Origin of the sequence: Chryseobacterium sp. CFS2 (genome assembly GCF_036543225.1) — a bacterium.
Classification (GTDB): domain Bacteria; phylum Bacteroidota; class Bacteroidia; order Flavobacteriales; family Weeksellaceae; genus Chryseobacterium; species Chryseobacterium culicis_A.
In genome coordinates this window covers 492,514-517,824 of the sequence record NZ_JAZHQU010000002.1, presented here as the reverse complement: position 1 = coordinate 517,824, position 25,311 = coordinate 492,514, and the positions used below count along the sequence as shown (strand labels likewise).

The window sequence follows — 25,311 nt, the reverse complement described above, 5'->3', positions numbered from 1 at the left end:
TCAGATATAAATCTTTGAAAATCAAAATAATGTTAGCTTTGTATGTACAGTATACTAAGTAGTTTAGTTTTATTATATTTGAGAAAATCAAAAAGTAAAAATGTTTCTTACCGAATGTCCTAGAGATGCCATGCAGGGATGGGGAGAATTTATCCCTACCGATAAAAAAATAGATTATATCAACTCCTTGATGGATGTTGGCTTTGATGTATTGGATTGTCTGAGTTTTGTTTCTCCAAAAGCAATTCCACAGATGGCTGACTCTGATGAGGTGGCAAAAAATATTGATAAATCACGTTCCAAGACTAAAGTTTCTGCAATCATCGGTAATTACAGAGGTGCCGAAAAAGCATTGAAACATCAGTCAGTAGATATTCTGGGATTCCCTTTTTCTATTTCCGAAACTTTTCAGCACAGAAATACCAATAAAAGTCAGGAAGAAGCTTTTGATGAAATTATTAAAATGCTTGATCTGGTAAAAAGTGAAGGAAAACAGCTGAATATCTATTTCTCCATGGCTTTTGGAAATCCATACGGTGAAATGTGGAAATGGGAAGATGTTGACCAGTGGGCACAGCGATTTTCTGATATTGGGGTGAAAGATATCTTATTATCTGATACCACAGGGGTGGCAACTCCGGAAACCATTGCTCTTTTGTTTGAAAAAATACCTTCAAAATATCCTGAAATCAACTTCGGAGGACATTTTCATAACCGTTATGAAGATTCTTATTCGAAATTAAAGGCTGCTTATGATCAAGGCTGCAGAAGATTTGACAGCGCCATTAAAGGAATCGGAGGATGCCCTATGGCTAAAGATGATCTTGTAGGAAATATGCCTACAGAACAGGTTATCAACTTTATGAGTGTTGAAAAGGCAGAACATAAACTGAACTTACTGAACTTTGAAAGCTCTTATAACAAAGCGAAGGATATTTTTCATTTTTAAAAAGAATACATCATAAATTTCACAGATCTAGCAACTTAACTAGACCTTAGGTTGGTACAACGTTCAGTTTGTCATTCCGTAGGAATCCAGATTATCTTTTTCAATAACGAAATTAAGATTCCTACGAAATGACAAAAACACAACTAACTATAGTCATATCTAGTATTAATTCCAAAATCAACAAAATGACTCCAATAATCTCCCCATCCGATTTAAAAAATATTCCAACAGAAAATCTCGTCATTCTTGATGCAAGAACCGGAAAAGAGGTAAAACAAAATTACCTTGAAAAGCATATTCGCGGAGCAAGATTTATTGATCTTGATAAAGATATGGCTGAGATAGGGGAAGATGCTGCTTTTGGGGGGAGACATCCGCTTCCTTCCGTAGAAAAGTTTGCGGAAATCCTTTCAAACCTTGGAATTGCTGCAAATTCTCATGTCGTTGTGTATGACGATAAAAATGCTTCCAATGCAGCAGCACGGGCATGGTGGATGTTAAGATCTTTTGGATTGGAAAATGTTCAGGTTCTTGACGGCGGAATGCAGGCGGCAGAGAAAAATGCACTGGAGTTTTCTTCCGGAGAAGAAACATTTGATAAAGCTGCTTTAATTAAAAAAGACAACTGGGGTCTTCCTGTTTCGAGCTTGGAAGTGGTTGAAAATGAATTGAAAAGCGATTCTTCTACAGTTGTTGATGTGAGAGATGCCTATCGTTATAAAGGTGAATCTGAACCTATTGATCTGGTTGCGGGGCATATTCCGGGAGCGATCAATATTCCTTTTTCTGAAAACCTTGATGAAAACGGAAACTTTCTAAGTCCGGAAATCTTAAAAGAAAAATACAGTAAGTTATTACAAAATAAGCCTGATCATCTGATTATTCACTGTGGGTCGGGAGTTACTGCCTGCCACACTATTTTAGCGCTGGATTATGCAGGATTTCCCATTCCGGATCTGTATGTCGGTTCATGGAGTGAATGGAGCAGGAGAGAAGGAAAGGAAATAGCAAAAGATATATAAACAAAAACCCCGAAAATTATTTTCGGGGTTTTTATATTGTTAAAGGTAATTTTTAAAGCATTCCCAGCTCAAACTTCGCCTCTTCGCTCATCATATCCTTATTCCAGCTTGGTTCGAAAGTAAGCTCTAAATCTACACTTTTTACGTTCTCTACTTCAGCCACTTTATCTTTTACTTCCTGAGGAAGTGTTTCTGCCACGGGACAGTTGGGAGTAGTAAGTGTCATTATAATTTTTACGTCAGCATCATCGGAGATCTGGACATCATAAATCAGTCCTAATTCGTAAATATCTACCGGAATTTCGGGGTCATATACGGTTTTTAGCACACCAATGATTTCCTCACCAATGTCAGCAATTTGATCGTCTGTAAATTTCATTTTTTAATCTAGATTGATATTCCTTTTCAACAAATCTTCCTGACGCATACGCCGGAAAATATTTGCCAAAGTTAAGACATCTTTTTCACAATAGTCAACAATTCTCTGCAAGTCTTTTTCTATGTAGTAAATTGATGAAACCATTGAGCCGTCAATATCATCTTTCGGAGTGGGAATTCCAAAGACATGCGCCAGCAATTCCAGCGATACAAAACTCTTATAATCTCCGAACTTCCACAGTTCCATAGTATCTATGTGAGGAACCTCCCAGGGTTTCTTTCCAAACATCTGAAACGGAGCAGGAGGGAGCATTCCATTGATCAGGTATCGTCTGGCAATCCATGGAAAATCAAATTCCTTTCCGTTATGTGCACAAAGAATGACATTGTAAAGCCTTGGACTGTTGAAGATTTCTCCAAATTCCTGAAGCATTTTCTTTTCATCATGCCCGGAAAAGCTTTTTATTTTTAACGTTTCATTCTTTTCCACCATCCCGATGGTAATGCAGATGATTTTTCCAAACTCGGCCATAATACCGGCTCGGTCATAGAATTCTTCTGCAGAGACATCGTCTTTTCTCTGAAATCTTGTTTTTTTATCCCACAGATATTGATCGGTTTCGGATAATTCGTTCCAAGAACCGGCTTGCGGAACAGTTTCAATATCAAGAAATAAAACTCTTTCTAAGGGTATGTTCTGTATCATATGTGTTTTTGTTGGGTGTCTATCCTACCTGCATTCCATTTTTTGTGGGTAATGAAGGCGCTAAAAGAGTGACATCTTTTTTGTCCTCACCATATAATCCTAATACAAGGCATTCACTGAAGAAATTGGCAATCTGTTTTTTAGGAAAATTGACCACTGCTAAAATCTGTTTTCCCACAAGTTCTTCTTTTTCGTAAAGAGAAGTAATTTGTGCAGATGATTTTCGGATTCCTAAATCTCCGAAATCTATTTCCAGCTGATAAGATGGGTTTCTTGCTTTTTCAAAATCATTCACTGAAAGAATGGTTCCGCATCTGATGTCTATTTTCTCAAAATCTGCCCAGGTGATATCTGGTTTTACTGTCATGGTAATTCGTTAATTAGATGTTCTACTTCTGTTTTCTGTTCTGCATATTTTTGTTGTAACATAGAGCCTTCACCCATTCTTTTGTAATATTCCAACGCTTTTCCGCCGAAGAATTTTTTATGAAAATCCGAAACTTCAGGGATCTGCGGAAAAACTTTGTGAAAAAGCATCTCATAATAGGCCTGAAATTCTCTTTCATTTTTGTCTTCAATGACCTGTCCGGGAGCCTTCTGCCTTACATGAAGCATTTCATGGGCAACCATATTCAGAACAAGGTTCAGATCAAAATCAAATAAATTTCGTGGGATCATTACGGTCTGAGGACCTCCGAGCTCTCCTTCTGCTGTAAGAAGCATCGAAGTAGGAGAGAGCCCTTCCCTGAATCCGAACCCCGCAAAGTTTTCATGTTCCAGATCAAAAGAATGGAGCAGATATTTTGCTGCATCCAGAATCTGGTTGTGTTCTTTGTAAGCCTCAAGGTGTAAATTGATCTGCTCGAAATTCATCTGAAGTATGTTTTAAACAAATGTATTAAAATATTGAGAATACCAATAGTTTTTATCTCAAAGGTTTAGAGTAGAAAAATGAAATTCTTTTTTCATACGTCAAGTTCTGTCGCTTCTGGGGGTGATCTTTGCCTCAAGAAAAAAACACAATATGAAACTTGACTTAAAAATTCCAGGTGGACATCTTTTGCCGGAAACCACCTAAAAAAATAAGGCTAAAACCTGAAGACATTCTACTAAAAAGAGCTTCAGATCTCTATTTTAATCTACACAAAATTACACAAAATGAACGAAATGGAAAATAATACTGCAGGCGCGCCTGTAGAAAATACACCATCACAAACTCTTTTCAGATTTGTAAGCCTGAGAAGTCCTGAATTATCGGACGATACGAAGCAAGATAAAAGATTTATTGTTATTCCTCAGGATCTGAAAAACGATAACGCTTTTTATATTCCGGTTGTTAACGGAACCGGATTGAAACAAAAATTACTGCAGACATATGCTGCCAATTATGTAAATAACCCTGAACGCATTTCAACAGACTTAAACAGTTCAAATAGTTTAGAAGGCTTCAAAAGAACCTATAAAGCTTACTATGCATTTGGAACCTGGCTGGCAAAAAATAAAAATACCTGCACGTATGAGGAGGTTATTGCAAAAAGAAGTTTGTTGACTGATCCACAGGCTGCTGCTGTAGCTCCACCAATGATCGGTTTATGGAATAATTTAATCTATCAGGTGGTAACTCAGAAAGATTTTTATGTTAAGGAAGTTATTATGCAACAGCTTTTGGCTCACCATATTCTTTCTGTATCCAATGAGGAAGAAATGAAAACGGCACTAGGCGCAAAAGTTGTTTTGCCTAAAGAATTGATGTTGGACAATGAGTCTCTTGTTGCATCACAAACTGTTTCAAGAATGGCTTCTGAAGGACCGAAGGAAACTTTCCCGACAGAAGAAATGAAAAGTCAGCAGTTAATTTCTGCTGCAAAGATGAAGCTTGAAAAATATGAAGCTTTAAAGAAAAATCTTTCTGCTGTTGAAAGATTGTATAAGGCAGAATATCAAAAAGAGTATGCAGCCAAAGAAGAAATTCATCAAAGTGAAATTACTTCGATTATTAATGGATATAAAAGAGAGCTGGCAGCTAATAAAGAGAACTTTTGCCAGGTAAGGAATCCTGAGATAAAATATGATCCGGCAGATCCTTGTCAGCAAGCTCCGGGTATCCCTGAACCCATATTACCAAAGTTTAATTTTCAATTCAGACCTGAAATAGAAGCAGACTCTTTATTAAGAGCAATAAAACCTGAAAATTTGGATGCTTTGCTTGATATTCTGGGATCTGATTTTCAGGCAAGCTCAAATAATGAAAGGTCAGCAGAGCTGAGTCCTCTCGATCTTGCAGGGCTTTTAGAAGGAAGAAGTACTTTTTCGGAGATTGATTCTTTATTGAAAGAAGCTGTTGAGAAGTGTAATACTAGTATTGTTGAAAATACCAATACGGATAATGAAGCATATACCAGTATCGGAGGAGTTCTGATTCCTGTGGCAAAAACAGTGGCTGTTCCTTTTACCTATCAGATTTGCCCGAAGTATGTTCATCAGGGATTTACCTTTGATATGGCACTTACAGTTCCGGATTCATCCTGGGAGATCAATCATATCTCTTATACTTTAACTCCTAATAATGGCTTAGCAGATTTTAATAGTGATTATTTTATGAAATCCAGATCAGGGAATACTATTTTCTTAAATGATCTTTGTATGCCGGGGCTAGACTTTAATACGATTCAGGATGCTTCTTTAAGTATTAAAATTATGTTCACTAATGGAAAACTGGCAAATATTTATGCGAATAAATTACAGGCCAGATCTTGTTTGTCTGACAAATTTTTGCTTGAAGTGGAAGATGATGAACCTGTGAAGACAGATGATGAAAATAATTTTATTCCGTCAGGATTCGGATTTAAGCAAATTGGTATTGCAGATTATTTGAAAGTTGAACAGACTACTCATGCCTATGTTGAAGGTGAAGTCGCTCATATTGAGAATATCATGGCTCGCGAATATCGTGAGAAATCTACCAGAAGATTAAGAAGAAGTGAAAATACTACGACTACATCTTCTGATACAGAGAGAGAACAACTTACTGATACTACAACAGCTACCCGTTTTGAAATGCAGAATGAGATTGCTAAAATGATGCAGGAAGCATCAGACAGTAATACGCAGTTTGGAGTAAATGCAAGTTACAAAACAGGAAATGCAAATATCAATACCAGTTTAGGTCTGGGTAATGCCAGCCATAGTTCCAGAGATGAGAGTATAAGACAAGCTACTACCCAGGCACAGGATATTACATCAAGGGCTATGGATAGGATTGTTACAAAAGTTCATGAGGAGAGAATTGAGAAAATTATTGAAGAGTTTGAAGAAAACAATAGTCATGGCTTTGATAATAAAAAAGGAGATAAACATGTTGTAGGCGTTTACAGATGGGTGGATAAACTGATGAAGAATCAGATCTATGATTACGGGAAACGTATGATGTTTGAATTTATGATTCCTGAGCCTGCAAAATTACATTTGTTGGGAATGACAAAAAGTAAGTTTGTAAAACCTGAAGATCCGAGAACTTCTGATGTAATGCCGATGAAAGATTTCAGTGCCCTTTCCAATGAGACAACTTTGAAATACTGGATCAGTAAATACAATGTGGAAATGGAAAAATTTCTGCAGAATAGTATCAAGGTAACAAAAGGGTTTGCATACGGTAGAGATAAAACTCCGGATATGAGTGAGACAGCAGGAGCATCGAGTGCAATCGGATTACAGGATGTGGTGAAAATTCCGGAGGGATATATCAGTACAGAATATTCAATCAGTGGCGGAGGAAAAGAATATGTTAGCTCATTATTGAATATCAATATTGCTGATAAACGTATTGTAGAGGGAATCACAACAACGGGGTTCAGTAAAAGCGGAAGTTTTGTTGGATATACCGGCGATGTTGCAGTCAGCATTTCTACGGACAGGTTTTACTCTTTTGAAACCTCACTTTCAATCACATGTATGCTGACAGAAGATGCCAGGAAACAATGGCAGCTTAAAACGTTCAAGTCTATCATTGATGCTTACGAAGTCGCTTTGGTCGAATATAACAATGCTATTTCTGAGGAAGAAAACAAAGCCTCTGCCATTAAAGACTCAAATCCTAATTTTTACAGGCAGATTGAAAATACGGTTCTTAGAAAAAATTGTATTTCCTATATGGCAGATAGAGCCCCGGACGCCATTCATGGTTACGGTTTATCAGGGTTAACTCAGGGAAGTTCATTTACCGATTATGAAACGAAGCTTTCTCATAATCTTGACAAATACTCTGCTTTTGTAAAATTCATGGAGCAGGCATTTGAATGGGAGAATCTATCCTATTATCTGTATCCATACTATTGGGGAAATAAACACAACTGGTCAGATTTATATAAAGCAGAAAATACAGATCCTGTTTTTAAAGCATTTTTACAAAGCGGTATGGCCAGAGTAGTAGTAACGGTGCGTCCAGGCTTTGAAGGTGCTGTACAATTTTATCTGGCAACAGGAAAAATATGGAATGGAGGTGAAGTTCCTGTCATTGGAGATGACCTTTATCTATCAATTGTAGATGAATTGAAGCAGCCAAAAGGGAAAAAACATGGAAAAGCATGGATTACCAGACTTCCTACTACTTTAAATATTCTTCAGGCAGAAAGTATAGGATTAAAAGTCGCTCATGCATTGCCATTTACTACTGAGAATCCAGATGATTTTGAAGTGCCTTCCGAAGTAATTACTGAGGACAGATTCAATTTTGAACCTAATAATAACCTTCTTGGAGTAGAATCGCTGGAAGGACAGAAAGTGATTTTGGGAGACTGGAAATAACATAATTATTAACCTTAAAAATTAAAAAAAATGCCAATTATAGGAAAAATTATACGTGTCAATGAATTACCTCCCATTGGAGAAAGGGAAACGAATGCTATTTATCAGGTAGCAGCGCCAGGTTCCCTATCTTACACAGATTATGCCGTTGATGAAAACGGAGATTTAAAGACCCATGCCGTTGTTGACGGAACCATTCCCCTGGAATTAGCTGATAATCATGTCAGTATTTCAAATGCTGATCTTTTGGCAGAAGGAATCGCAAGTCAGGCTCAGTATAATATCAAGACAAGAGAAAAATTAGCTAAGAAATTAGAAGTTCCTGTCACAGACGGAAATGCTCAGGATTATCCTAAAATCATAGGATTGAATGATAATGGGAATGTTGCCAAACTTCCTGCAGGTGATTTAGGGAAAAATATGATGAATGCAAACCTGTCCAACAGCGCAGCAAGAAATCATACCCTTAATGCTTCATTTTCGATCAATACTCTAGGAAACCCCTATATATTATCCGGGTTACCTAATAAGAATGCTGATACGGCTAATTTTCAAAAAGTTGTAGTTCAAAATACCAGTGGCTTAAATGCCATTGTAGACAGTAAAAATTTACTGATGGAAATGCCCAATCAAATGACAGAAGTTGAAAGGTCAGCATGGAAGACGAAAATGAACGGAGGCTGGAGTACAGATACCATGAGCGTGGCTGTAATATCGCCGCCAATTGTGGATAAAACAGACCGTCCATTTTGGATCAATCTAAAAGGAGCAAATTTAAACCTTCCATCCACAAGTTTTAAAGTAGAGCTGTGTACCCAGGATAGTGTTTCAGCTGATACAGCTACTGTTGTTACCGCAATCCCCGGTTCACAGGTTCAGCTATATCCTAATGGAATTGATCTGACCTTCTATTACAATTTCAAAAATATTCCGGTAGGAGAATATAAGATCAGATTGTGGAATGGGGTAGCCTGGTATCTGACAAGTTTTACCATCCGTGTGGTAACTCAGATACAGCGTATTCCTCTCAATAACATTGTTTGGGAACAAAAAATATACAATAATGCGGTATCACCCGCCATTACCCAAGCAGGAGCCGCTGTAAGCTACAGCTCCGATAGCAATGTAAAGGCTCTGGCTGATGATTCTTCTTTCATCGCAGCCAGAAAGACAAATCAACTGATTGGGGCAGATGAAGATTTTTACATGAATGTTGAAATTACAGGTAGAACGGCAACAATTAACGGGCCTAACGGTTTTGGAACGATGACCCATTTTGTAGGATTAGTCAATGCAGCCAATGGAGTAGACCTATTAAATCAAACCGTTGCAAACGTTAGGCTGGTTCAGTCGTATTGGTATCCTATGTGTAAAATATTCCCTGACAATTCAGCTGAGACAGTCACTACTGCGGAGCCAACTTATGCTCTTAACGTCACATTTATAAGACGTGGAGGAAGCTGGACTGTTATTGTCAATTTCAATAATAAAACGGTTACCTATACCAAAACTGGTTATACCGGCCCGGTTGCCTTCGGAATGTATAACATGAATACAGGTGGGAATACAGGGGTAAGTGCCAATATTGTTGAACTGTATAAACTATAACCTTTATCAAGCTTTGAGCTTAAAGCAATAAAAGGCAGAGCCTGAAAATTCTGCCTTTCAATCAAATAGTGTCTATAAACTTAGCCACGAATTATTTAACCAAGCAAAATTTTAAAACAATGAAAGAAAAATTATTAATCCCTGAAGAGGTAAAGCAACTTTTAAAAGAAATCAATACAACAGATTTAAACCTGGGGGAAATCCAGATCTCTGAACATCCTTTGCTCTCAACTTTTAACAGATTTATCAGGATCAATAAAATGGTGGTAGATACAGAGCTTCCAAGAATTTATCTCTTTTACCAGCAGGTTTTAAGAGATAAAGAAACGAATGAAATTGAACCTTCAAACCTCCCGACTCCTGAATGGCTGATTGGGGAAGATGAATGGTCAAGCCTTAGAGATGAAAACTTTAACAGAATATTTGTACCCGTCGTAGATGAAGAAACCCAGAACCCTGTTCTGGATGAGGACGGACATCCCAAAACATCTATTGTCAAAGTGAATACCCATCATTACATGCTTTGGCTTGTCAAAAACAATAAAATAGGTTTTCTGGATCTTCTGAAAAGCTATTTACAGGAATTTGCTGAGATGAAAAGCAATGAGCTGAACAGGCTGTCTTAACATATTGATTATCAAATGATCATTTAACTGGCAGGGTCTTAAAACCCTGCCTTTATTCACCTTAAAAATCACAAAATGAGTTTAGAAATTTTAAATAATCCTCTGTTGAGGAACATCACGGATTTCTCTCCCGGAAATGACAGTTCTGATTCTTTTGAGACCATTTTCCCTGTTCAGGAATCTCCTTTGGAGTTAAAGCAAAAAACATCAAGACAAATTGCCAATACGTATTACGGTGGGAAACCGGTTACAGACGGTAATGGATTTCAGATCTATTCGGATGATCCTGTCTTTGGAGGAAATATCGACGAAGTTGTTGTTTATAAAAGCAGATTCAGACAGACCATAGCCGGAATTGATGTTGTTCTTTTTGCCAGTAAAAATGGTGCTTTTCTTCTTCAGCGCTTTATGGAAGCTTTACCTAATAGTAATGAACTTATTCTCTTTTTAGAAATTGATGACCGTTACAATCATAATACGGTAATGCGTGCCGTAGCCGGAGCAGGACTTACGAATAAAAAGGATATGCCTTTTGCAGACATTCTCAGTTTTACAAGGAAACACGAAGTAACCGTTACACCAAAATCACTCAGAAACCTTATTGAAAAAGGGATTTACAGAAATAAAGTTGATTTTATAAGCTGGTTTCTGGGACTTAAAGATAAAAGTATCGGAGAAATATTCAGCTTTTTTAAGCAGGAAGCATTGGAAGGAGCGTCAGTGTTTTTCACACAAGGTATTGCCGAAAATATTGTCAAACTAAGAATTTCAGAGAACGGATGGAATCCCAATCCGAAAGAAGGAGAATACAATCCTACCTTTATTCCGGAGGTCTTTTATAAAGAGATCAAAGATTTCTATGAACATAAAGCATCCCAGAACCCTTATGAAAATCTTGCGGGCCAGAAAAAAATCAATGCTAAAATTGTAAAATCTTTTTTTGAAAGCATCAATGAGGTAAAGGATGGTTTTAATGGTCTGCTGAATAACGCTGAAACTTTATTTCCCACTTTTATCTATAAAAGAATTAATAAATCCCTAACCTTCTTTTTCAACCAGATCGATAAGCTGGAGAAGTTTATTGCAGACCCACTCACCGGAATGCAGCATATGGTCTACAGAAACTATCAGATTGCCAATGCCTTTCTTTGTGGAATCTATAACAGTCTGGTTGATATTATTGCCGGAATTTTTTCCATCATCGGCTTTATCTTCAAAGCAGTCGCTGCCATGGATAAAGTGAATGACAGGAAAGTGGAATATGGGGAAATGTTCCTGGAATTGATGGAAGACCTGCTGGAAGGTATTCTGACTTTTGATTATGTGGAGTTCTTTAAGGAATGCATTACGTTTCAGCTAAAAACCATCGTCCGTCTGGTAAAATGGGTAGAAAAAAATCTTCCTAAGATCACACTGGAAAAAGCGGCCTATTATTACGGGTATATCATTGGGATTATTATTGATATTATTGTGGAAACACTTCTTACAAGTGGAACTGCAGCAGTCGCCAGGCTGGCCAAATCCGTAGAAAGTTTTGTCCTGAACCCTTTGGAAAAGATTACCAAAGCAATCACAACAGCAGAGAACGCTCTCAACAGAATTATAGAATTTATTCGAATGATTCTCCGGGAATTTAAAAAGGGATCAAAAGAAATTTTTTCTAAATTAGAAAAGATTTTAAATGAGGTCTTTGGTTTTGGCGAAGAGGTTGCAGATCATGGTTTGTCTCCTGCTGAAAAAACAGTGAAGGATAATCATAAGAGGATTCAGGAGAAGATTAATCAGAAAAATAAAGTTTTCCCTGATATTGTAAAAGGAGGTGATGCTACTAAAACTTTCGCTGAGAATGCTGGAATAAAAATAGAAATATTTGTAAGTGAAACTAAAGTTTTTGGACAGTCAACAGATTATACATGTGCCGCTACTTCTTTGAGAATGACATTACATGACAAAGATATTTTATTATTAGAAGATGAATTGGCAAGAGCTTTAAAAACCGATGCTAATGGAGCTTCAATTTTAGATATCCCTGAGGCTTTATATTTTAAAAGATTGGAAGATCAGGTAACAGCTATTGCTGAAAAAGACATCAAGTTTTCAAAGTTATTAGAAAAACTAGAAGATGGAGATAAAGCAATTGTAAGTTTAAGGACAGATGAGTTTAAAGGTCATGCTGTAGTATTGGAAAAAGTGGAAGATGGAAAGGTATTTTTACGCGACCCTTTACCTATGAATCAAGGAGCTTCTTATTCTATGAAAATAGAAGATTTCAAGGAAATATTTAACAGAAAAGCAGTAATTATAAAAAAATAAAGTGATGACAGAACAAGGAAATATACAGTATAACACAAAAGGAGAGAAACCTTTAAAAGGATATCAGATTGTTAGAGTGAGAAATATAGCTCATTCAAAAGAAGTACTAAATAATTTCAAGAATGCAGTTTTAACAATTATAAAAAACACAGATTTAAGTGATGAGGATTCTAAGTGGGAACAACTACTACCACAAGGAATTGTAAACAAGCTAAAACAATTAAGTGACGATGACTACAAATATGATGAACTTTTATATAGAGTACATTCAAGTGTTGATAATTTTCTTGATAAAGATATCAGAAGATGGGAATGGTATAGCTCTTTAGAAACAGAAAAAGGCTTTGATATTATAGTTAAAGGTAAGTTCAACGCTGGACAGTTCATCAGTTTTATCCATTGTCAAAATGTTCCTTTAGATAATATTAGAATCATAGATTCAGATAAGCAAGAAATTTACGAGCTAAAAACAATAAAAGACTATACAACATATAAAACCCTTAAATAGGACTTTTACTGTTTAAAGCCACTTCATATTATGAAGTGGTTTCTCTTTAGTTAATAAAGATTTTAAATGAGGTCTTTGGTTTTGGCAAAGAGGTTGCAGATCATGGTTTGTCTCCTGCGGAGAAAACAGTGAAGGATAAGCAGAGGAGGATTCAGGAGAAAATTGAGAGGAAAGGGAAAAAGAAGCAGCTACAACTATTTAGAGAGGGAATGGAAGGTGTGGAAAAAGCATCTAAACAGTTAATTAATAATATTTCAAAGAAAAGGATTGTAAAAATAGCACAAGAAGGAACGGATGATTTTAGGTATTTAGAGTGGATGGGGGCAGAAGCGAATGTAGGAGGAGAAGATCTTAAGCATATATTATTAAAAAATAACCCAAGTAAAGCTGCTGTTTTAGAAGAGTTTTTACACGGTACACAAAAAAATATAAAAATAATTGAAAATACATCAGATATAGCTTATGCAGAATATCATGTAAAGGATTTTATGATAAGACATCAAAGACTATTGGGGTTAATTGAAGAAGATATAGAAATATTAAAAATACTTAGAGATAGAGATTATGAAGTTTATAAAAATATTAAATAAATGAAAGAAATTATATTATATGTAAATGGCATTTTTCAAATGTCTTTTGGGAAGACTTTTTTTACTGGAATTATGCATAATCATGATGCTATGGTAGAAAATTCATTCTGGGAATTGATTGTTAATGGGAAAAAAATGGGAACCATTGAAATCGAAGGAGAACAAATAGTTAAAAAAATCGATAATATTAATAAATATAGGTCTTTAGCCACAAAGATAAAAATTGATAATGATATAGATTTAAAAAAGGACATTGTCCAACTAGTTATGATAAAATAGATTTAAGACCGCTTTATATAAGGCGGTTATTTTTTCTAAATTAGAAAAGATTTTAAATGAGGTCTTTGGCTTTGGCGAAGAGGTTGCGGATCATGGTTTGTCTCCTAAACAGAAGATGGCGAAGGATAAGCAGAGGAGAATACAGGAGAATATTGAGAGGAGAAAAAATGGAGGTTATCTTTCCGGGGAAGACGAAGAGATTTTCAGAAAAGCTCAAAAAGGATCAGGAGGAGGACAAAGGTATAAGAGAAGTACTTTAAGACGCATTGCTGAAGAAATTGAAAAAAAATATAGTGATATTGGACTAAAACTGTTGAGATTGTTACCAAAAGAAGTCATCCAGAGCGTTACAAAAGATGGACAAATTATCTAAATGATATATTGGCTAGCTGTAGAACACATGAAATACCACCAATAATGTTTCTTAGAGATGATGCAACAGAACTCACCATTCAACATGAGATGTGGCATATAGATGATTTCAAAAAATTAGGTTTTAAAGAATATCATAGTGTTCCAAACTGGAAATTAGAAGAATTGGTTTGGGAAAGAGTTTGGAAACAAAAGTACCGTTGGACAGAAATAGAATTATTGGACTCATACAAATATTATAGGAATGAATGTTTAAGACAAGGTGCAGAGCCAAAAATCATTGATGAATTAGAAAAATTATTAAAATAAAAATCATGAATTTAAAAAAAGAGGAGGCATTAAATTTAGGTATTCAAGTAATGTCTGATATAAACTTTAATTATGACAAGAATGCTGAAATTAGTATTAGATATTTAGAAAAAGGGAAATATTATGATTTTAATTGCTGGCTACTAGGTTTTCCCTATGGTTTAGAAGATTTTGATAGATATGTTTATGGAAGTCTAGTTATTGATGATGATCTTAAAATAGTAAAAGAAAATATATCGATACGAAATGGTTCTATAGCCTTGGGATATGATGAGGAGACAGGAAAATATTTCATAAAGGAAAAAAGACCATAATTTGAAGATGTTTTTAAACTGTACTTTTTTCACCAAGTATTATTGCACTTGTTTATAATATGAAAACAATAATAAAAGAATTATTAATAGAATTAACCTTAAATGGTAAAAAACCGTTTCAGTATAAAATATTAGCAAAGGCGGATGATAAACTAGGAATAAGTGACTCTGTTTCACTTACAAACTGGCTTATGCATTGGCATAAAAAAATAAAAAGAGGATTCCCTTTTGAAGAGTTTCAAAACGATTATTTTGAACCTTCCGATGTTTTGTTGCCAAAATATAAAATTTTATTTGAAAACTGTCCTGAACTTTCAGAACTCTATGAGCTTAAAAATGATAAAATATATTTCAATTCTTCTTTAACAAATGAAGAAAAACAAGAGATTTTAGAGTATGTAGATGAAAACTATAAGATTATCAGACATAGTTATGGTAGGAAATCATAATATTTACCGCTTCTTAGGAGGGGGTTCTTTTTTTGTAAATTAGAAAAGATTTTAAATGATGTCTTTGGTTTTGGCGAAGAGGTTGCAGATCATAGTTTGTTAAAAATTTATAAAGATGGGACATATTTTACCACTCAATCTAACTGTAGAAAAAATGAGTGACATTGAGTTAGAAAAGAATTTTGTAAAGAAGCCAGTGATTTTAGGCAAGCAAAATTATTATCCCGTATTTGCAAAGAGAATAGATAAATTCAAAGATTTTCTTTTTTCAGAATTAATTGATGTTAATAATATTGATGATTTTGTGATGGGAGGTGTAACTACTTCATGGTTAATCGCTATTGCAATATTAGACTACTCTGATAACGAACTTTATAAAGCAGACATGGTTACGTTAATTAAACAAAATTGGGATGATGGAAATTTAAAAAATTTCCTGAACTATATTAAAAATGAAGAACAGTTCATAAGATATTTTAAATAATTAACCGCGTGGCCGCACAATTATATCGTGTGGCTTTTCGTTACCAACTTTCTAAAAAGTTTTCATCCTTGTAAAAAAATATCAAAGCCTACCCGAAAGGCAGGCTTTGATTTAAACTAAAAAATAAATTAAGGATGTTCATTTCTTGCTCTGATGACCAGATTGACTAAATCTGAGCCGCCACTTGCAAAATTATCGCTTGGGTTGTGGGCACTTTGAGTAGCCACAGCATACGGAGAGCCGTCCCAATATCCCCAGAAAGGGCCTCCGCTTTGTCCAGGCCATATATCTGCTTTATGGCTCATGCTTTCGTTGTCATCAGCACTCCAGAAATCTCCATCCAGAGCGATACCTGTTTGGTAGGTTGGTCTTTGCGTTCCTGTAAGGTCACCCGGATATCCTGCGTGAGTCCAGTAGGCGCCTCCATCCCATGAATCAGAGTAGGATTTTGAGCCTAGCCATCCTGTGCTGTTTCCGATGGGTCTGTCTAATACAATCACTACATAATCGTATTGTATTTCCGTAGAGTCGATAGTAGGACCTGCTACTTTATACTTGTAATAGGTTAATGTTCCCCAGGCTGTTCCGTAAGGAGCACTTCCGTTATAATACATTGGAGTGAATTTCAGCCATCCTGTTGTATTATTAGGCTGCCAGTCTACAATATGGGAACAGGTAAGAAGGTGTCTTGGACCAATCATTACTCCGCTTCCTGAGCCTAAAGAGCTTTCTACTCTTCCCACACATCTCCATGGATAGGCGGTAGAGTTATATACTTTTCTTTGATCTGCTCCGAAAATAGTTCTTGCATTTTCAGCAGTCAGGAAAGAATCTCTTTCAATGAATTTAGGTTTTCTGTCTTTTTTAGGTTCCAGTTTTGGGTTGTATTCAAAATCAGCATGGGTAGGATAGAAATGATCAGTTTCCAACGATCGGTTTTCTGCTGTTTTTTCATCCATAGGCATTCCTATGGTTTTCATTCCTTTTGGAAAAGTTCTTCCGTTAATGGTTTCCATAGCAGGAGCCTGGCTGAATAATTTTTCAATTGCTGCCGGTTTTTCAGTTAATTTCGCTTTAACAGTTCTAAGTCTTGACACCTCTTCAGTTGTCATTGGGTTGTTGTTTTCAATTTTAGACATGATTATTATTTTTAATCTAGTGTATTCCTACTCTTTTGATGGCTTTTCGGATTCCGCCGGTAAAGGTTTATGATTAAGTGAATATTTTTTGTGAAAATTCTGCAGTAATGCTTTCTGTCTGGTTAATTTGAGCGGCTCCCATAGCAGCCAGTGCAATAGCCACCTGTTTATCAAGCGTTTTTCGGACGATATTTCCATTGGTAGCACGTAATGCCTTACAGAAATGATAGGTGAAATATCCTCGTATTTGTCCGCTGATATTGCCTTCCATTGATACCTGATTGTCTTTCGCAGCCGCCCATAAAGTATGGTTCATTCCTGCAACAGGGACAAGTGCTTTCGTGAGAACGGTTGTTTTTTTTGAATTCTTAGAAGATTCCATTTCACTGGCATAGGTCAGATAGAATTCATCTTCAAGCATGGGAGGAATGTAACGGGCAGTTTCGTTCAGAAAATCTGCTTCCAGTCCCAGATCCATTTTTCTGGTTCCTGTTCCGGAATAACAGCAGTCGAAGATCACTTCCATATTCACTCCGGCTTTTAGTTTGCTGAGAACGGTCTTAAAATCATCATCACGAATGACTCCGTTATTGGCATAATCGTGTGGACAAATAGCTTCATCCAGACCATCCAATTCCAGATCTGCTCCGATATTGGCGACTCTTGTTCCGTGCCCGGAATAATAAAAGACAAGAGAATCTCCTTTTACACTTGTGCTGATCATGGATTTCAGATAGTTCAATATATTCGCTCTTGTGGCATTTTGGTTGGTCAGGATTTTAATCTTTGCCGGACTAAAACCACAGATAACCAATGTATTTGCCATATCCCTCGCATCATTTACACAGCCATTAAGGTCCGGACCTCCGTATCCAATGGGTGCATAATCATTAATACCTACGATAAGTGCTTTTTTCATTGTATTAGTTTTAAAAATATTCCCTACTCTGTTTCGGCTTTTCAGGTTCTGCCTTTCTGTGTTTTTTTCTATCACAAAATTCCGCTATTCCGAAAGACAAAAACAGAGGAGAAAACCGTATTTTGGAAAAGGAAAAACACCTTTTTATCTGTATATGAGAATGTTATAAAATAAAAATCCGGCAGCTTGAAAAGCTGCCGGATACGTAAATAGAATGTAAAGATGTTTGTTTTATAGTATTGAAATAAGATTAATAATGAGAATATTCAATCAGCACAGATCATGTTTTAAGGCAAAAAGCACCAAACCGGCTCTGTTTTTTATATCCAGTTTTACAAAAACAGAATCTCTGTAGCCATCAATGGTTTTGGGGCTAAGGCACATCTTATCAGCAATTTCCTTGTAGGTAAGTTCACTGCATGCCCATTTTATAAATTCCTTTTCCCGGTCTTTCAGTTCTGAAAGTAAGGATGCATTTTTAGCTTCTTCAGTTTTTACTTTCAATAACTTCTGGGCTACAAAATCAGTATAAAAACTCCCTTTCTCAAATACGGTATCAATGGCCTGAAAGAGAATAGAGGGCTGCATATCTTTGAGTAAATATCCTTTTGCTCCGGCCTTCAGCATTTTAATCAAAATTCTTTCATCATCATCCATGGTCAGGGCAATGACTTTGATATCGGGATAATGCTCGGTAAGCCATTCTGTGGTTTCTATACCATTTTTATAGGGCATATTAACATCCATCAGGACTACGGCGGGTAATTCTGAAGCCTGTTCCACACCTGCAATAAATTCTTCTCCGTTGGGATGATTCATAATGACCCGATATTGAGTGTTTTCTGTGATCATATTTTCCAGGGCTTTGGAAATTAAGGTATGATCATCAACGATCGCTATGGGAATAGTTTTCATAATAAATTTTTGTGATAGGTTATCAAAGTTTGTGTTCCTTTATTAAGTTCTGAATGTATAGACAGTTCAGCATGAATCAGTTTGGCTCTCAGTTCCATGTTTTTTAATCCTGAACCATCCTGAATACTGCTGGTATCAAAGCCTCTTCCATTGTCGGAGATGCTGATGTGTAGTTTCTCACAGTCATCTTCCATCTGTATGGAAACATTTTTGGCTTTGGAATGTTTAAGGATGTTGTTGATACTTTCCTGGACAATTCTGAAAAGAATCAGACCGTGTTTTGGTGAAATATCAATATCCTGTTTTTGGGTGATAAATTCTATTTTTAATAATTTCAGTTTTTTGATCCTCTGAACTTCTCTTTCAATAGACTCTGCCAGCCCGAAGTGAATGATCTGTTCAGTGATTAATGTTTTAGACAGGTTTCTTATATCCTGTATGCATTCACCCAATAATTCGTTGAGCTCAATCAGATCTTCTTTTTCGGTATTTTGGAGCTTGGTAATCAATTGGTTTTGGCGCAAACGAACTACCGAAAGTTTTTGACCCAGATCATCATGCAATTCCTGACCGATATAGTTGAGAGTCTGTTCCTTCATTTCTACCTGCGAAGTAGCAAGCTCCTTTTCAAAATGAAGGTCTTTTTCTTTTTGTGCGATCAGCAAGGTTGTTTTTTTCTTGATAAAAACCGCATAAATAAAGATCATTGTCAAGACAACGATGAATAAAGTAATCGTAAAGATGATGACTAAATTATTCTCTTCCATATCTGAAAAGGATTTATCTGATTCTTTCTTGTTTGTTCCAAATTAAACCCAATATGAGTATACCATTACTGATCAGATTCAACATAAATAAAATGAAAAAATAAATAGTTTCCGAAACAGTAGTTCTGAAAAAAAGTATTGGGATGCTTCCAATGAAAAAGATCAGTAAAGCTACTGAAATCCAGAATGGTAAGTAGCTTTTGATTCCCAGTATTTTATCAGAATTAAAGGTTTGGTACAGGAACAAAATAATTGAAAATAACAACAGAAGAATATCTACATAGAGCATATTAAAAGAAAAGTGATGAAGCAGATCATCCTCTGTATAAAACATGACAGCAATATTAAGGACAAAAAGGGCCAGGATGATAACCTGTATCCTTTTGAGCAGCGGAACATACAATAACTGGTAATAGTAAAATAAGTATAAAAAGAATATAATCATTAAAAAACCAATCACGTAAAATATGTCCGTAGGCAGTTTTGTCAGGTCGTAGTAGAAATAACAGAAAATATCAATCAGGGAAAACAACAGATATCCTATGATAAAAAACAAATTCTCCTTTCCGGTTTTTCTATATTTTGTGACCATCAGAGTCATTACTATAATGGATATAACCATAGATATCTGTTTCCCTGTTTCAATATTCCAGTTCATAATCTCGTTTTTATGGCATGGTTCCGGATAACGTTTTTGGAGGAGGTGCCAGATTGGTCATGTTCATAGATTCTATTGAAGGGACATCTGTGTTTTCCTCAGTAGCTTCCGTTCTGGCCATTGGATTGTCTCTTTTTCTTTTCTGTGAAGTAGGTACCAGAAATATGGTTTGATAGCCTGCGTATTCAGGTTTTGCCATTCTGTTTTTAGGATGATTTACAGGGTATTTTCCCATATAAATTCTAATTCCCGGATTTTTTAATTTCTGTTTTTTGGCATTTTCTTTTACATATTTAATATAACCTTCCATGTCTTCCAACGAAAACCAGTACCATCGGGAATCAGGTTCACCGTTCCTGTATTTGGTGAGAATTTCATGATTGGTTCTGGTATATTCATCAAAAAGAACCCGGCCTTCACGATAGCTGATCAGTTTTTTCTTATAACTGTTGCTAACAGGTTCTTTAGGTGGTTCGGAGCAGCGGGTGCAGCTTAGCAGACATAAAGCCAGAATAAGTGCTGCACATAAGGGACTTAAAATCTTAGTAAAAAAGGAAGTTTTCATTTTTATGGTTTTAATTTTATGGAACAAAATTAGCTAACGGCACAACTATAAAAAAGAGGGAAAACACTGTTTTTATCCTTTACTAAATTTACGGCTTTTTAATATTCAGTTGAATATAAAATGTTGATTTGTTTTTATTTTAAAAAAAATATTAATTATGATTATTAAAATAACAATATCTGTTTAGTTCCGAAACTAAGTATAAAAAACAGGACCGGAAATCTATTCCCGGTCCTGTCAAACAAGATTAAGTGTAAAATTTAGCCTTTAAAGGCAAAAAGGATAATTCAAATGTGAACAGATTTTTATTGATTCTTAATCTATGTTTAGGGGAATTGATAGTAATGGTATTTTATTCTTATAAGCCATAATGGCTGTTTTACTCCGGTGGAAAAGAGATTCCACAAGATTGTATTTGTAGGGAACCATGGTCAGCAGATCGGGACTTGTCAACCTTATTTCCTCCTCAATAGCCTTGATGACCTCAATGGATTGAATCATCTTAAAACTGTATTTAATGTCATCCAGGTCATATCCGGAATTCAGGTCAATATCATGAATAACCTCTGCAAAATCTTCCAGCCTTTCACTTACATTGAATACTTCAACCTCAGCATTAAATTCATTAATAAAATAATAGATGTCATTCATGGCAGACCAGGTCATGTTTTTGTGAGTGTCATACGCAAAAAGAATTTTCCGGATTCCCGTATATTCTATGTGGGCAGGAATAATGAGTATCGGCTTTTTAATTCTATGGATCGCCCTTGTCACACTATTTCCTAAAATCCTTTGCTCAAGAGTTTTTTCTGCCATTCCCATCACTATAAAATCGCATTCGTGAAGCTGTATACAGTTTTCGAGCTCTTCAATAAAATTGCCGGAAGCCAGATGATGCCCGGCTTCAATTGTATAGAGTGAGTTAAGTTCAGCGGCTTTGTCTTCCAGTTTTTTCTGATTTTTAAGCGTTTGGGCATAGAAAAAATCGGCCGAAGCCTGTGCATTCAAGGCATGAACAGAAACCGTTTGAAGATTAAAAAGGATAATCCTGTATTTATTTTCTTTTGCCATAGATGCTGCGTAATGCGTGGCATTTTCAGCTTCGTGAGAAAAATCTGTGCAGACAATTATTGTTTTCATTGTACCGGATTTAATACTGCAAAACTATGATAGCCAGCAGTTCGCTGATGATAAAAATAGGGTGACATTGCATAAAATGATGATGAAATGTCTTTTTCAGGTGATGAACCGTCATATCCATTTTAACTCTTGTATTTTACGTTTCAGGGACGGTTTTGGCGGTCTCGTCTAAAATAGAAGATATTCGTCTAAAATCTATTTCTATATTTACATTCATAAAATCCCGGATATGAATAGGATTTCTACCATCAGAAAAAATATAGTACGGAATAAGAAGATTCTTTCTACCATGAAGAGAAGGCTCGTAATCTGGGCAGTAGCGGTAGTTACTTTCTGTGTTTTTTCTTATCTTATTGATCCTTTTGATCCCGTTTGGAAAGAATATTTGGATGCTCCGCTGAGGATGATTCTGGAAGATGCCTCATGGATTGTCTTTTTTTCTATCATCATTTCGGAAGTAAGTATATTTATTGACAGGACACTTAATAAGCTGCTTCCCTGGAGTAACAGAACCGTAAAGCGATTGCTCATTCAATGTTTGATTCAGATCGTGGGAAGTGTTATGATTGTGATTATTATTAATGCAATTGTAGACTGTACTTCTGTAACATTACCTGAAATGGATTCCCGTAAAGAATATACCCTTCTTGGGCAGTGGATTGCAACCAATATTGTAATATCATTGATTATCAGTGCATTTAATACCGTGGATTATTTACTTGAAAACTGGAAAAAAACGGCAGTAGAAGCTGCCCAGCATAAATTGAGAGCATCCAAACATAAACAGGCTGCTATGGCAGCAGAACTTCAGGCTCTAAAACTGCAGATAGATCCCCATTTTATTTTCAATAACCTGAGTGTGTTGTCAGAACTCATTCTGGAAGATCAGCAGCTAGGTTATGATTATTCAGAGAAGTTTGCAAGAGTGTACAGATATCTGTTGGTCAATTCCAAAAAAGATATCATTGCAGTAGAAGAGGAGCTGAAATTTTTAGAATCCTACATCTTTCTGATTGAAAAAAGAATTGGTGAAGGAGTGGTATTCAAAATAGATATTCAGGAAGAATACAGATCAAGATTTACACTTCCTCTGTCTTTACAGCTGTTGGTGGAAAATGCCATTAAACATAACCAAACCTCTAAACTGAACCCACTGGAAATACAGGTTTATACAAATTCTGAAGGAGAGTTGTTGGTTTCCAATACATTTCTACCTTTAATCAATAAGCCGGATTCCTCAGGAGTAGGGCTCACCAATATTATTGCACGGTACGAAATCCTGGGATATCCTAAACCTGTGATTGAAAAAACTGAAGATAAATTTATTGTAAAACTCCCATTGATATGAAGATTAATAAAGTTTTAATCGTTGAAGACGAAAGACCGAATGCTGATCGATTAAAAAGACTGTTGTTGAAGTTAAGACCCCATATCGAAATCCTGTCTGTAGAAGACTCGATTACTTCAACAGTACACTGGCTGGAAAATAATGTCGTTCCGGATGTTATCATGATGGATGTACGCCTTGCGGATGGGCTCAGCTTTGAAATATTTAACAAGCATGAAATTAAAAGTGCGGTCATATTCACCACAGCCTATGATGAATATGCAGTACAGGCATTTAAATACAACAGCGTAGATTACCTTTTGAAGCCTATTGAAGAAGAAGAGCTGGATGCCGCTTTAAAACGGTATGAAACCTTTATGGAAGCCGTTCCGGTAGTGGGAACAGCCATTGAAGGACTGCTGAATTATATCCAGCCGAAAGATTACAGAAAACGGTTTTTAATAGCCCATAGAGATGGATATAAAACCGTTCTGGCAGAAGATATTTTATACTTTTATACCGAATTGGGAATCAGCAAAGCCATGTTGAATACCGGAGTGGTGGAGAATGTTCCACAGACGCTGGAAGAGCTTGAAAAACAGTTAGATCCCAAATTCTTTTTCCGGGCTAACAGACAATTTATCATTCATATCAATTCCGTAAAACAGATTTTTAATCATTTTAATGGAAAATTGAAGCTGGAACTAAGAAAACACCCTGAAATGGAAGTGATTGTAAGCAGGGAAAAAGCTTCCATTTTCAAATCCTGGATGGATTATTAAGATGATTAATCCTTATAAAAAATAACAAAGGCTGTCTTTACATAAGGCAGCTTTTTTTCATTTAATTTTACTCTTATTTCTGTCGGAAAAGCTCTTTTTTATCATGTTTATAAGCGAAAACACCTGTTTTCCTTTCATTTTTCCTATCATACGCTTCACCCGCGATTAACGACACTTCACCCAATTTCTGAATGAATATCCTTATTATATGAAGTTATTTTGCTCCTGTAAAATTTAAAAACCAATGTTATGAATTACAGAAAAGGATATCTGGTACTTTCACTTACGGCTGCAGCGATACTTTACTCGTGTGGTTCCGGGAACAGCCAGGAAAATGCCCAGCAAATGCAGCAGGCATTGCCTACAGATTTTATTCAGGTGAAGTCCGGAGATGCTGAGGTGTCTACAGGATATCCGGGGAGTATTGAAGGGCAGGATAATGTGGATATTAAAGCACAGGTAACAGGATATCTGGAAGCTGTTTATATCAAAGAAGGACAATATGTAAGTAAAGGACAGACTCTTTTCAGAATAAACCCATCGGTATATAACGAACAGGTAAACACCAATGAAGCGGCCTTGAAATCTGCCCTTGCAGCCCAGGAAACAGCAAGACTTGAAGTGGAAAAGCTGAAACCCCTTGTAGAAGGAAAAGTAGTTTCTGATATGCAGTTGAAAACAGCTCAGGCAAGTTATAAAGCAGCATCAGCACAGGTAGCACAGGCACAGTCTTCTTTGGGATCATCAAAGATCAATGCCAATTTTACCTACATCAAAGCTCCCGTGAGCGGATATATTGGAAGAATTCCAAACAGGGTAGGAAACCTTATCAGTCCGTCTGATGCATCTCCGTTGACAACCCTTTCAAGTATCAACAGTGTGAATGTATATTTCTCAATGAATGAAGCTGATTTTATTGCTCACAGCAGATCGGCAGCATCAGGAAATACGGCAGAAGATGTAGAACTTATCCTTGCAGATGGCTCTACTTATTCTCTTAAAGGAAAATTGGAAAATGCCAGCGGAAACTTCGATAGAAATACAGGAAGCATCCAGATGAAGGCCGTTTTTCAAAATCCCGATAAATTATTGAGAGCAGGCGGTACAGCAAGAGTCATGATTCACAATGCCCTGAATGGAGTGGTTAAACTTCCTAAAACATCAGTAAAAGATATTCAGGACAGATTTTTTGTCTATAAACTGAATGGTAAGGATAAAGTGAAAATGACTCAGATTACCGTTTCAGGAAGTACATCTCAGGATTACTTTATCAAAGAAGGTGTGAGTGCAGGAGACAGGATTGCCATCAACAGAATTGATGCCCTCACGGATGGAGCACAGGTTGTTGCGACAACAGTTCCTTTGAAATAGTTGTATAACCATTCTTAG

Annotated in this window: 28 protein-coding genes; 17 read left to right on the top strand and 11 right to left on the bottom strand. The window is 36.2% G+C overall.

Features of this window, described 5'->3' with window-relative positions:
* The first annotated feature begins 100 nt into the window (after positions 1-100).
* Together ODR02_RS05700 and ODR02_RS05695 are read left to right on the top strand one after the other, a co-directional pair.
* The gene (locus ODR02_RS05700; RefSeq protein WP_209786442.1) at positions 101-949 is read left to right on the top strand and encodes a hydroxymethylglutaryl-CoA lyase; all 849 of its coding nucleotides are present in this window, start codon (positions 101-103) and stop codon (positions 947-949) included.
* A gap of 185 nt (positions 950-1,134) precedes the next feature.
* A complete protein-coding gene (locus tag ODR02_RS05695) occupies positions 1,135-1,971 on the top strand; it encodes a sulfurtransferase (protein WP_309511818.1) in 837 nt (278 codons plus the stop codon).
* 52 nt (positions 1,972-2,023) lie between these two features.
* Here the strand turns inward: ODR02_RS05695 and ODR02_RS05690 are convergent, their stop codons facing one another.
* The 4 genes from ODR02_RS05690 to ODR02_RS05675 are packed head-to-tail and all read right to left on the bottom strand — an operon-like array spanning position 2,024 to position 3,928.
* The gene (locus ODR02_RS05690) at positions 2,024-2,350 is read right to left on the bottom strand and encodes an SUF system Fe-S cluster assembly protein (RefSeq protein WP_034691980.1); all 327 of its coding nucleotides are present in this window, start codon (positions 2,348-2,350) and stop codon (positions 2,024-2,026) included.
* 3 nt (positions 2,351-2,353) lie between these two features.
* Positions 2,354-3,055 (bottom strand): 3'-5' exonuclease, encoded by a 702-nt coding sequence (locus ODR02_RS05685; protein WP_209786440.1) that lies wholly within the window; start codon positions 3,053-3,055, stop codon positions 2,354-2,356.
* A 19-nt stretch (positions 3,056-3,074) separates the two neighbouring features.
* Entirely contained in the window at positions 3,075-3,422 is a 348-nt protein-coding gene (locus ODR02_RS05680; protein ID WP_079243765.1) for a tRNA-binding protein, read from the bottom strand.
* Complete coding sequence (locus ODR02_RS05675) at positions 3,419-3,928, bottom strand: hypothetical protein (RefSeq protein WP_209786439.1); 510 nt, start codon at positions 3,926-3,928, stop codon at positions 3,419-3,421. Before ODR02_RS05675 ends, ODR02_RS05680 begins: the two co-directional genes overlap by 4 nt.
* Before the next feature lie 285 nt (positions 3,929-4,213).
* Here ODR02_RS05675 and ODR02_RS05670 point away from each other — a divergent pair, with 285 nt between their 5' ends.
* The 12 genes from ODR02_RS05670 to ODR02_RS05615 all read left to right on the top strand — a co-directional run bounded on the left by ODR02_RS05670 (position 4,214) and on the right by ODR02_RS05615 (position 15,710).
* A complete protein-coding gene (locus ODR02_RS05670; RefSeq protein WP_309511817.1) occupies positions 4,214-7,858 on the top strand; it encodes a hypothetical protein in 3,645 nt (1,214 codons plus the stop codon).
* Between the two features lie 30 nt (positions 7,859-7,888).
* Complete coding sequence (locus tag ODR02_RS05665) at positions 7,889-9,466, top strand: hypothetical protein (protein WP_209786437.1); 1,578 nt, start codon at positions 7,889-7,891, stop codon at positions 9,464-9,466.
* Positions 9,467-9,585: 119 nt separating this feature from the next.
* Entirely contained in the window at positions 9,586-10,092 is a 507-nt protein-coding gene (locus tag ODR02_RS05660; RefSeq protein ID WP_309511816.1) for a hypothetical protein, read from the top strand.
* 75 nt (positions 10,093-10,167) lie between these two features.
* Positions 10,168-12,405: a cysteine peptidase family C39 domain-containing protein gene (locus ODR02_RS05655; RefSeq protein WP_309511815.1), complete on the top strand. Its 2,238-nt coding sequence runs from the start codon at positions 10,168-10,170 to the stop codon at positions 12,403-12,405.
* A 4-nt stretch (positions 12,406-12,409) separates the two neighbouring features.
* Complete coding sequence (locus tag ODR02_RS05650; protein ID WP_309511814.1) at positions 12,410-12,913, top strand: hypothetical protein; 504 nt, start codon at positions 12,410-12,412, stop codon at positions 12,911-12,913.
* Between the two features lie 128 nt (positions 12,914-13,041).
* Complete coding sequence (locus tag ODR02_RS05645; protein WP_309511813.1) at positions 13,042-13,503, top strand: hypothetical protein; 462 nt, start codon at positions 13,042-13,044, stop codon at positions 13,501-13,503.
* A complete protein-coding gene (locus ODR02_RS05640) occupies positions 13,504-13,782 on the top strand; it encodes a hypothetical protein (RefSeq protein WP_309511812.1) in 279 nt (92 codons plus the stop codon). It abuts the gene before it with no gap.
* A 115-nt stretch (positions 13,783-13,897) separates the two neighbouring features.
* On the top strand, positions 13,898-14,155 hold the full coding sequence (locus tag ODR02_RS05635; RefSeq protein WP_209786433.1) for a hypothetical protein: 258 nt from the start codon (positions 13,898-13,900) through the stop codon (positions 14,153-14,155).
* A gap of 44 nt (positions 14,156-14,199) precedes the next feature.
* Positions 14,200-14,463: a zincin-like metallopeptidase toxin domain-containing protein gene (locus tag ODR02_RS05630; RefSeq protein ID WP_209786432.1), complete on the top strand. Its 264-nt coding sequence runs from the start codon at positions 14,200-14,202 to the stop codon at positions 14,461-14,463.
* Between the two features lie 5 nt (positions 14,464-14,468).
* On the top strand, positions 14,469-14,777 hold the full coding sequence (locus ODR02_RS05625) for a hypothetical protein (protein ID WP_209786431.1): 309 nt from the start codon (positions 14,469-14,471) through the stop codon (positions 14,775-14,777).
* A gap of 59 nt (positions 14,778-14,836) precedes the next feature.
* Entirely contained in the window at positions 14,837-15,226 is a 390-nt protein-coding gene (locus tag ODR02_RS05620; RefSeq protein ID WP_209786430.1) for a hypothetical protein, read from the top strand.
* 115 nt (positions 15,227-15,341) lie between these two features.
* Positions 15,342-15,710: a hypothetical protein gene (locus ODR02_RS05615; RefSeq protein WP_209786429.1), complete on the top strand. Its 369-nt coding sequence runs from the start codon at positions 15,342-15,344 to the stop codon at positions 15,708-15,710.
* A gap of 128 nt (positions 15,711-15,838) precedes the next feature.
* Here the strand turns inward: ODR02_RS05615 and ODR02_RS05610 are convergent, their stop codons facing one another.
* From ODR02_RS05610 to ODR02_RS05580, 7 genes are all read right to left on the bottom strand, one after another.
* Positions 15,839-16,849, bottom strand: a complete 1,011-nt coding sequence (locus ODR02_RS05610; protein WP_209786428.1) for a trypsin-like serine peptidase — start codon at positions 16,847-16,849, stop codon at positions 15,839-15,841.
* 73 nt (positions 16,850-16,922) lie between these two features.
* Positions 16,923-17,768 (bottom strand): caspase family protein, encoded by an 846-nt coding sequence (locus ODR02_RS05605; RefSeq protein WP_209786427.1) that lies wholly within the window; start codon positions 17,766-17,768, stop codon positions 16,923-16,925.
* Between the two features lie 270 nt (positions 17,769-18,038).
* Positions 18,039-18,683, bottom strand: a complete 645-nt coding sequence (locus tag ODR02_RS05600; RefSeq protein ID WP_079243768.1) for a response regulator transcription factor — start codon at positions 18,681-18,683, stop codon at positions 18,039-18,041.
* Positions 18,680-19,450: a sensor histidine kinase gene (locus ODR02_RS05595; protein ID WP_309511811.1), complete on the bottom strand. Its 771-nt coding sequence runs from the start codon at positions 19,448-19,450 to the stop codon at positions 18,680-18,682. The genes ODR02_RS05600 and ODR02_RS05595 overlap by 4 nt, the downstream gene beginning before the upstream one ends.
* A 13-nt stretch (positions 19,451-19,463) precedes the next feature.
* On the bottom strand, positions 19,464-20,108 hold the full coding sequence (locus ODR02_RS05590) for a hypothetical protein (protein ID WP_209786425.1): 645 nt from the start codon (positions 20,106-20,108) through the stop codon (positions 19,464-19,466).
* Between the two features lie 10 nt (positions 20,109-20,118).
* Positions 20,119-20,673: a hypothetical protein gene (locus tag ODR02_RS05585; RefSeq protein ID WP_209786424.1), complete on the bottom strand. Its 555-nt coding sequence runs from the start codon at positions 20,671-20,673 to the stop codon at positions 20,119-20,121.
* A gap of 315 nt (positions 20,674-20,988) precedes the next feature.
* Positions 20,989-21,813, bottom strand: a complete 825-nt coding sequence (locus tag ODR02_RS05580) for a universal stress protein (protein ID WP_209786423.1) — start codon at positions 21,811-21,813, stop codon at positions 20,989-20,991.
* Positions 21,814-22,042: 229 nt separating this feature from the next.
* Between ODR02_RS05580 and ODR02_RS05575 the strand changes: the two genes are divergently transcribed.
* The 3 genes from ODR02_RS05575 to ODR02_RS05565 all read left to right on the top strand — a co-directional run bounded on the left by ODR02_RS05575 (position 22,043) and on the right by ODR02_RS05565 (position 25,293).
* Positions 22,043-23,161, top strand: coding sequence for a sensor histidine kinase (locus tag ODR02_RS05575; RefSeq protein ID WP_209786422.1), 1,119 nt, complete (start codon positions 22,043-22,045; stop codon positions 23,159-23,161).
* Positions 23,158-23,922 carry a LytR/AlgR family response regulator transcription factor gene (locus tag ODR02_RS05570; protein WP_209786421.1) on the top strand — a complete coding sequence of 255 codons (765 nt, stop codon included), beginning with the start codon at positions 23,158-23,160 and terminating at the stop codon, positions 23,920-23,922. The genes ODR02_RS05575 and ODR02_RS05570 overlap by 4 nt, the downstream gene beginning before the upstream one ends.
* Positions 23,923-24,171: 249 nt before the next feature.
* A complete protein-coding gene (locus ODR02_RS05565; protein ID WP_209786420.1) occupies positions 24,172-25,293 on the top strand; it encodes an efflux RND transporter periplasmic adaptor subunit in 1,122 nt (373 codons plus the stop codon).
* Positions 25,294-25,311 lie beyond the last annotated feature (18 nt).

What these genes read in the sequence shown, in the direction of transcription:
- ODR02_RS05620 (WP_209786430.1), top strand. Translation starts at nt 14,837, where the DNA reads ATGAAAACAATAATAAAAGAATTATTAATAGAATTAACCTTAAATGGT.
- ODR02_RS05690 (WP_034691980.1), bottom strand. Translation starts at nt 2,350, where the DNA reads ATGAAATTTACAGACGATCAAATTGCTGACATTGGTGAGGAAATCATT.
- ODR02_RS05575 (WP_209786422.1), top strand. Translation starts at nt 22,043, where the DNA reads ATGAATAGGATTTCTACCATCAGAAAAAATATAGTACGGAATAAGAAG.
- ODR02_RS05605 (WP_209786427.1), bottom strand. Translation starts at nt 17,768, where the DNA reads ATGAAAAAAGCACTTATCGTAGGTATTAATGATTATGCACCCATTGGA.
- ODR02_RS05570 (WP_209786421.1), top strand. Translation starts at nt 23,158, where the DNA reads ATGAAGATTAATAAAGTTTTAATCGTTGAAGACGAAAGACCGAATGCT.
- ODR02_RS05630 (WP_209786432.1), top strand. Translation starts at nt 14,200, where the DNA reads ATGTTTCTTAGAGATGATGCAACAGAACTCACCATTCAACATGAGATG.
- ODR02_RS05650 (WP_309511814.1), top strand. Translation starts at nt 12,410, where the DNA reads ATGACAGAACAAGGAAATATACAGTATAACACAAAAGGAGAGAAACCT.
- ODR02_RS05640 (WP_309511812.1), top strand. Translation starts at nt 13,504, where the DNA reads ATGAAAGAAATTATATTATATGTAAATGGCATTTTTCAAATGTCTTTT.
- ODR02_RS05700 (WP_209786442.1), top strand. Translation starts at nt 101, where the DNA reads ATGTTTCTTACCGAATGTCCTAGAGATGCCATGCAGGGATGGGGAGAA.
- ODR02_RS05580 (WP_209786423.1), bottom strand. Translation starts at nt 21,813, where the DNA reads ATGAAAACAATAATTGTCTGCACAGATTTTTCTCACGAAGCTGAAAAT.
- ODR02_RS05600 (WP_079243768.1), bottom strand. Translation starts at nt 18,683, where the DNA reads ATGAAAACTATTCCCATAGCGATCGTTGATGATCATACCTTAATTTCC.
- ODR02_RS05625 (WP_209786431.1), top strand. Translation starts at nt 14,469, where the DNA reads ATGAATTTAAAAAAAGAGGAGGCATTAAATTTAGGTATTCAAGTAATG.
- ODR02_RS05685 (WP_209786440.1), bottom strand. Translation starts at nt 3,055, where the DNA reads ATGATACAGAACATACCCTTAGAAAGAGTTTTATTTCTTGATATTGAA.
- ODR02_RS05615 (WP_209786429.1), top strand. Translation starts at nt 15,342, where the DNA reads ATGGGACATATTTTACCACTCAATCTAACTGTAGAAAAAATGAGTGAC.
- ODR02_RS05595 (WP_309511811.1), bottom strand. Translation starts at nt 19,450, where the DNA reads ATGGAAGAGAATAATTTAGTCATCATCTTTACGATTACTTTATTCATC.
- ODR02_RS05665 (WP_209786437.1), top strand. Translation starts at nt 7,889, where the DNA reads ATGCCAATTATAGGAAAAATTATACGTGTCAATGAATTACCTCCCATT.
- ODR02_RS05590 (WP_209786425.1), bottom strand. Translation starts at nt 20,108, where the DNA reads ATGAACTGGAATATTGAAACAGGGAAACAGATATCTATGGTTATATCC.
- ODR02_RS05655 (WP_309511815.1), top strand. Translation starts at nt 10,168, where the DNA reads ATGAGTTTAGAAATTTTAAATAATCCTCTGTTGAGGAACATCACGGAT.
- ODR02_RS05660 (WP_309511816.1), top strand. Translation starts at nt 9,586, where the DNA reads ATGAAAGAAAAATTATTAATCCCTGAAGAGGTAAAGCAACTTTTAAAA.
- ODR02_RS05675 (WP_209786439.1), bottom strand. Translation starts at nt 3,928, where the DNA reads ATGAATTTCGAGCAGATCAATTTACACCTTGAGGCTTACAAAGAACAC.
- ODR02_RS05670 (WP_309511817.1), top strand. Translation starts at nt 4,214, where the DNA reads ATGAACGAAATGGAAAATAATACTGCAGGCGCGCCTGTAGAAAATACA.
- ODR02_RS05695 (WP_309511818.1), top strand. Translation starts at nt 1,135, where the DNA reads ATGACTCCAATAATCTCCCCATCCGATTTAAAAAATATTCCAACAGAA.
- ODR02_RS05680 (WP_079243765.1), bottom strand. Translation starts at nt 3,422, where the DNA reads ATGACAGTAAAACCAGATATCACCTGGGCAGATTTTGAGAAAATAGAC.
- ODR02_RS05635 (WP_209786433.1), top strand. Translation starts at nt 13,898, where the DNA reads ATGGCGAAGGATAAGCAGAGGAGAATACAGGAGAATATTGAGAGGAGA.
- ODR02_RS05585 (WP_209786424.1), bottom strand. Translation starts at nt 20,673, where the DNA reads ATGAAAACTTCCTTTTTTACTAAGATTTTAAGTCCCTTATGTGCAGCA.
- ODR02_RS05610 (WP_209786428.1), bottom strand. Translation starts at nt 16,849, where the DNA reads ATGTCTAAAATTGAAAACAACAACCCAATGACAACTGAAGAGGTGTCA.
- ODR02_RS05565 (WP_209786420.1), top strand. Translation starts at nt 24,172, where the DNA reads ATGAATTACAGAAAAGGATATCTGGTACTTTCACTTACGGCTGCAGCG.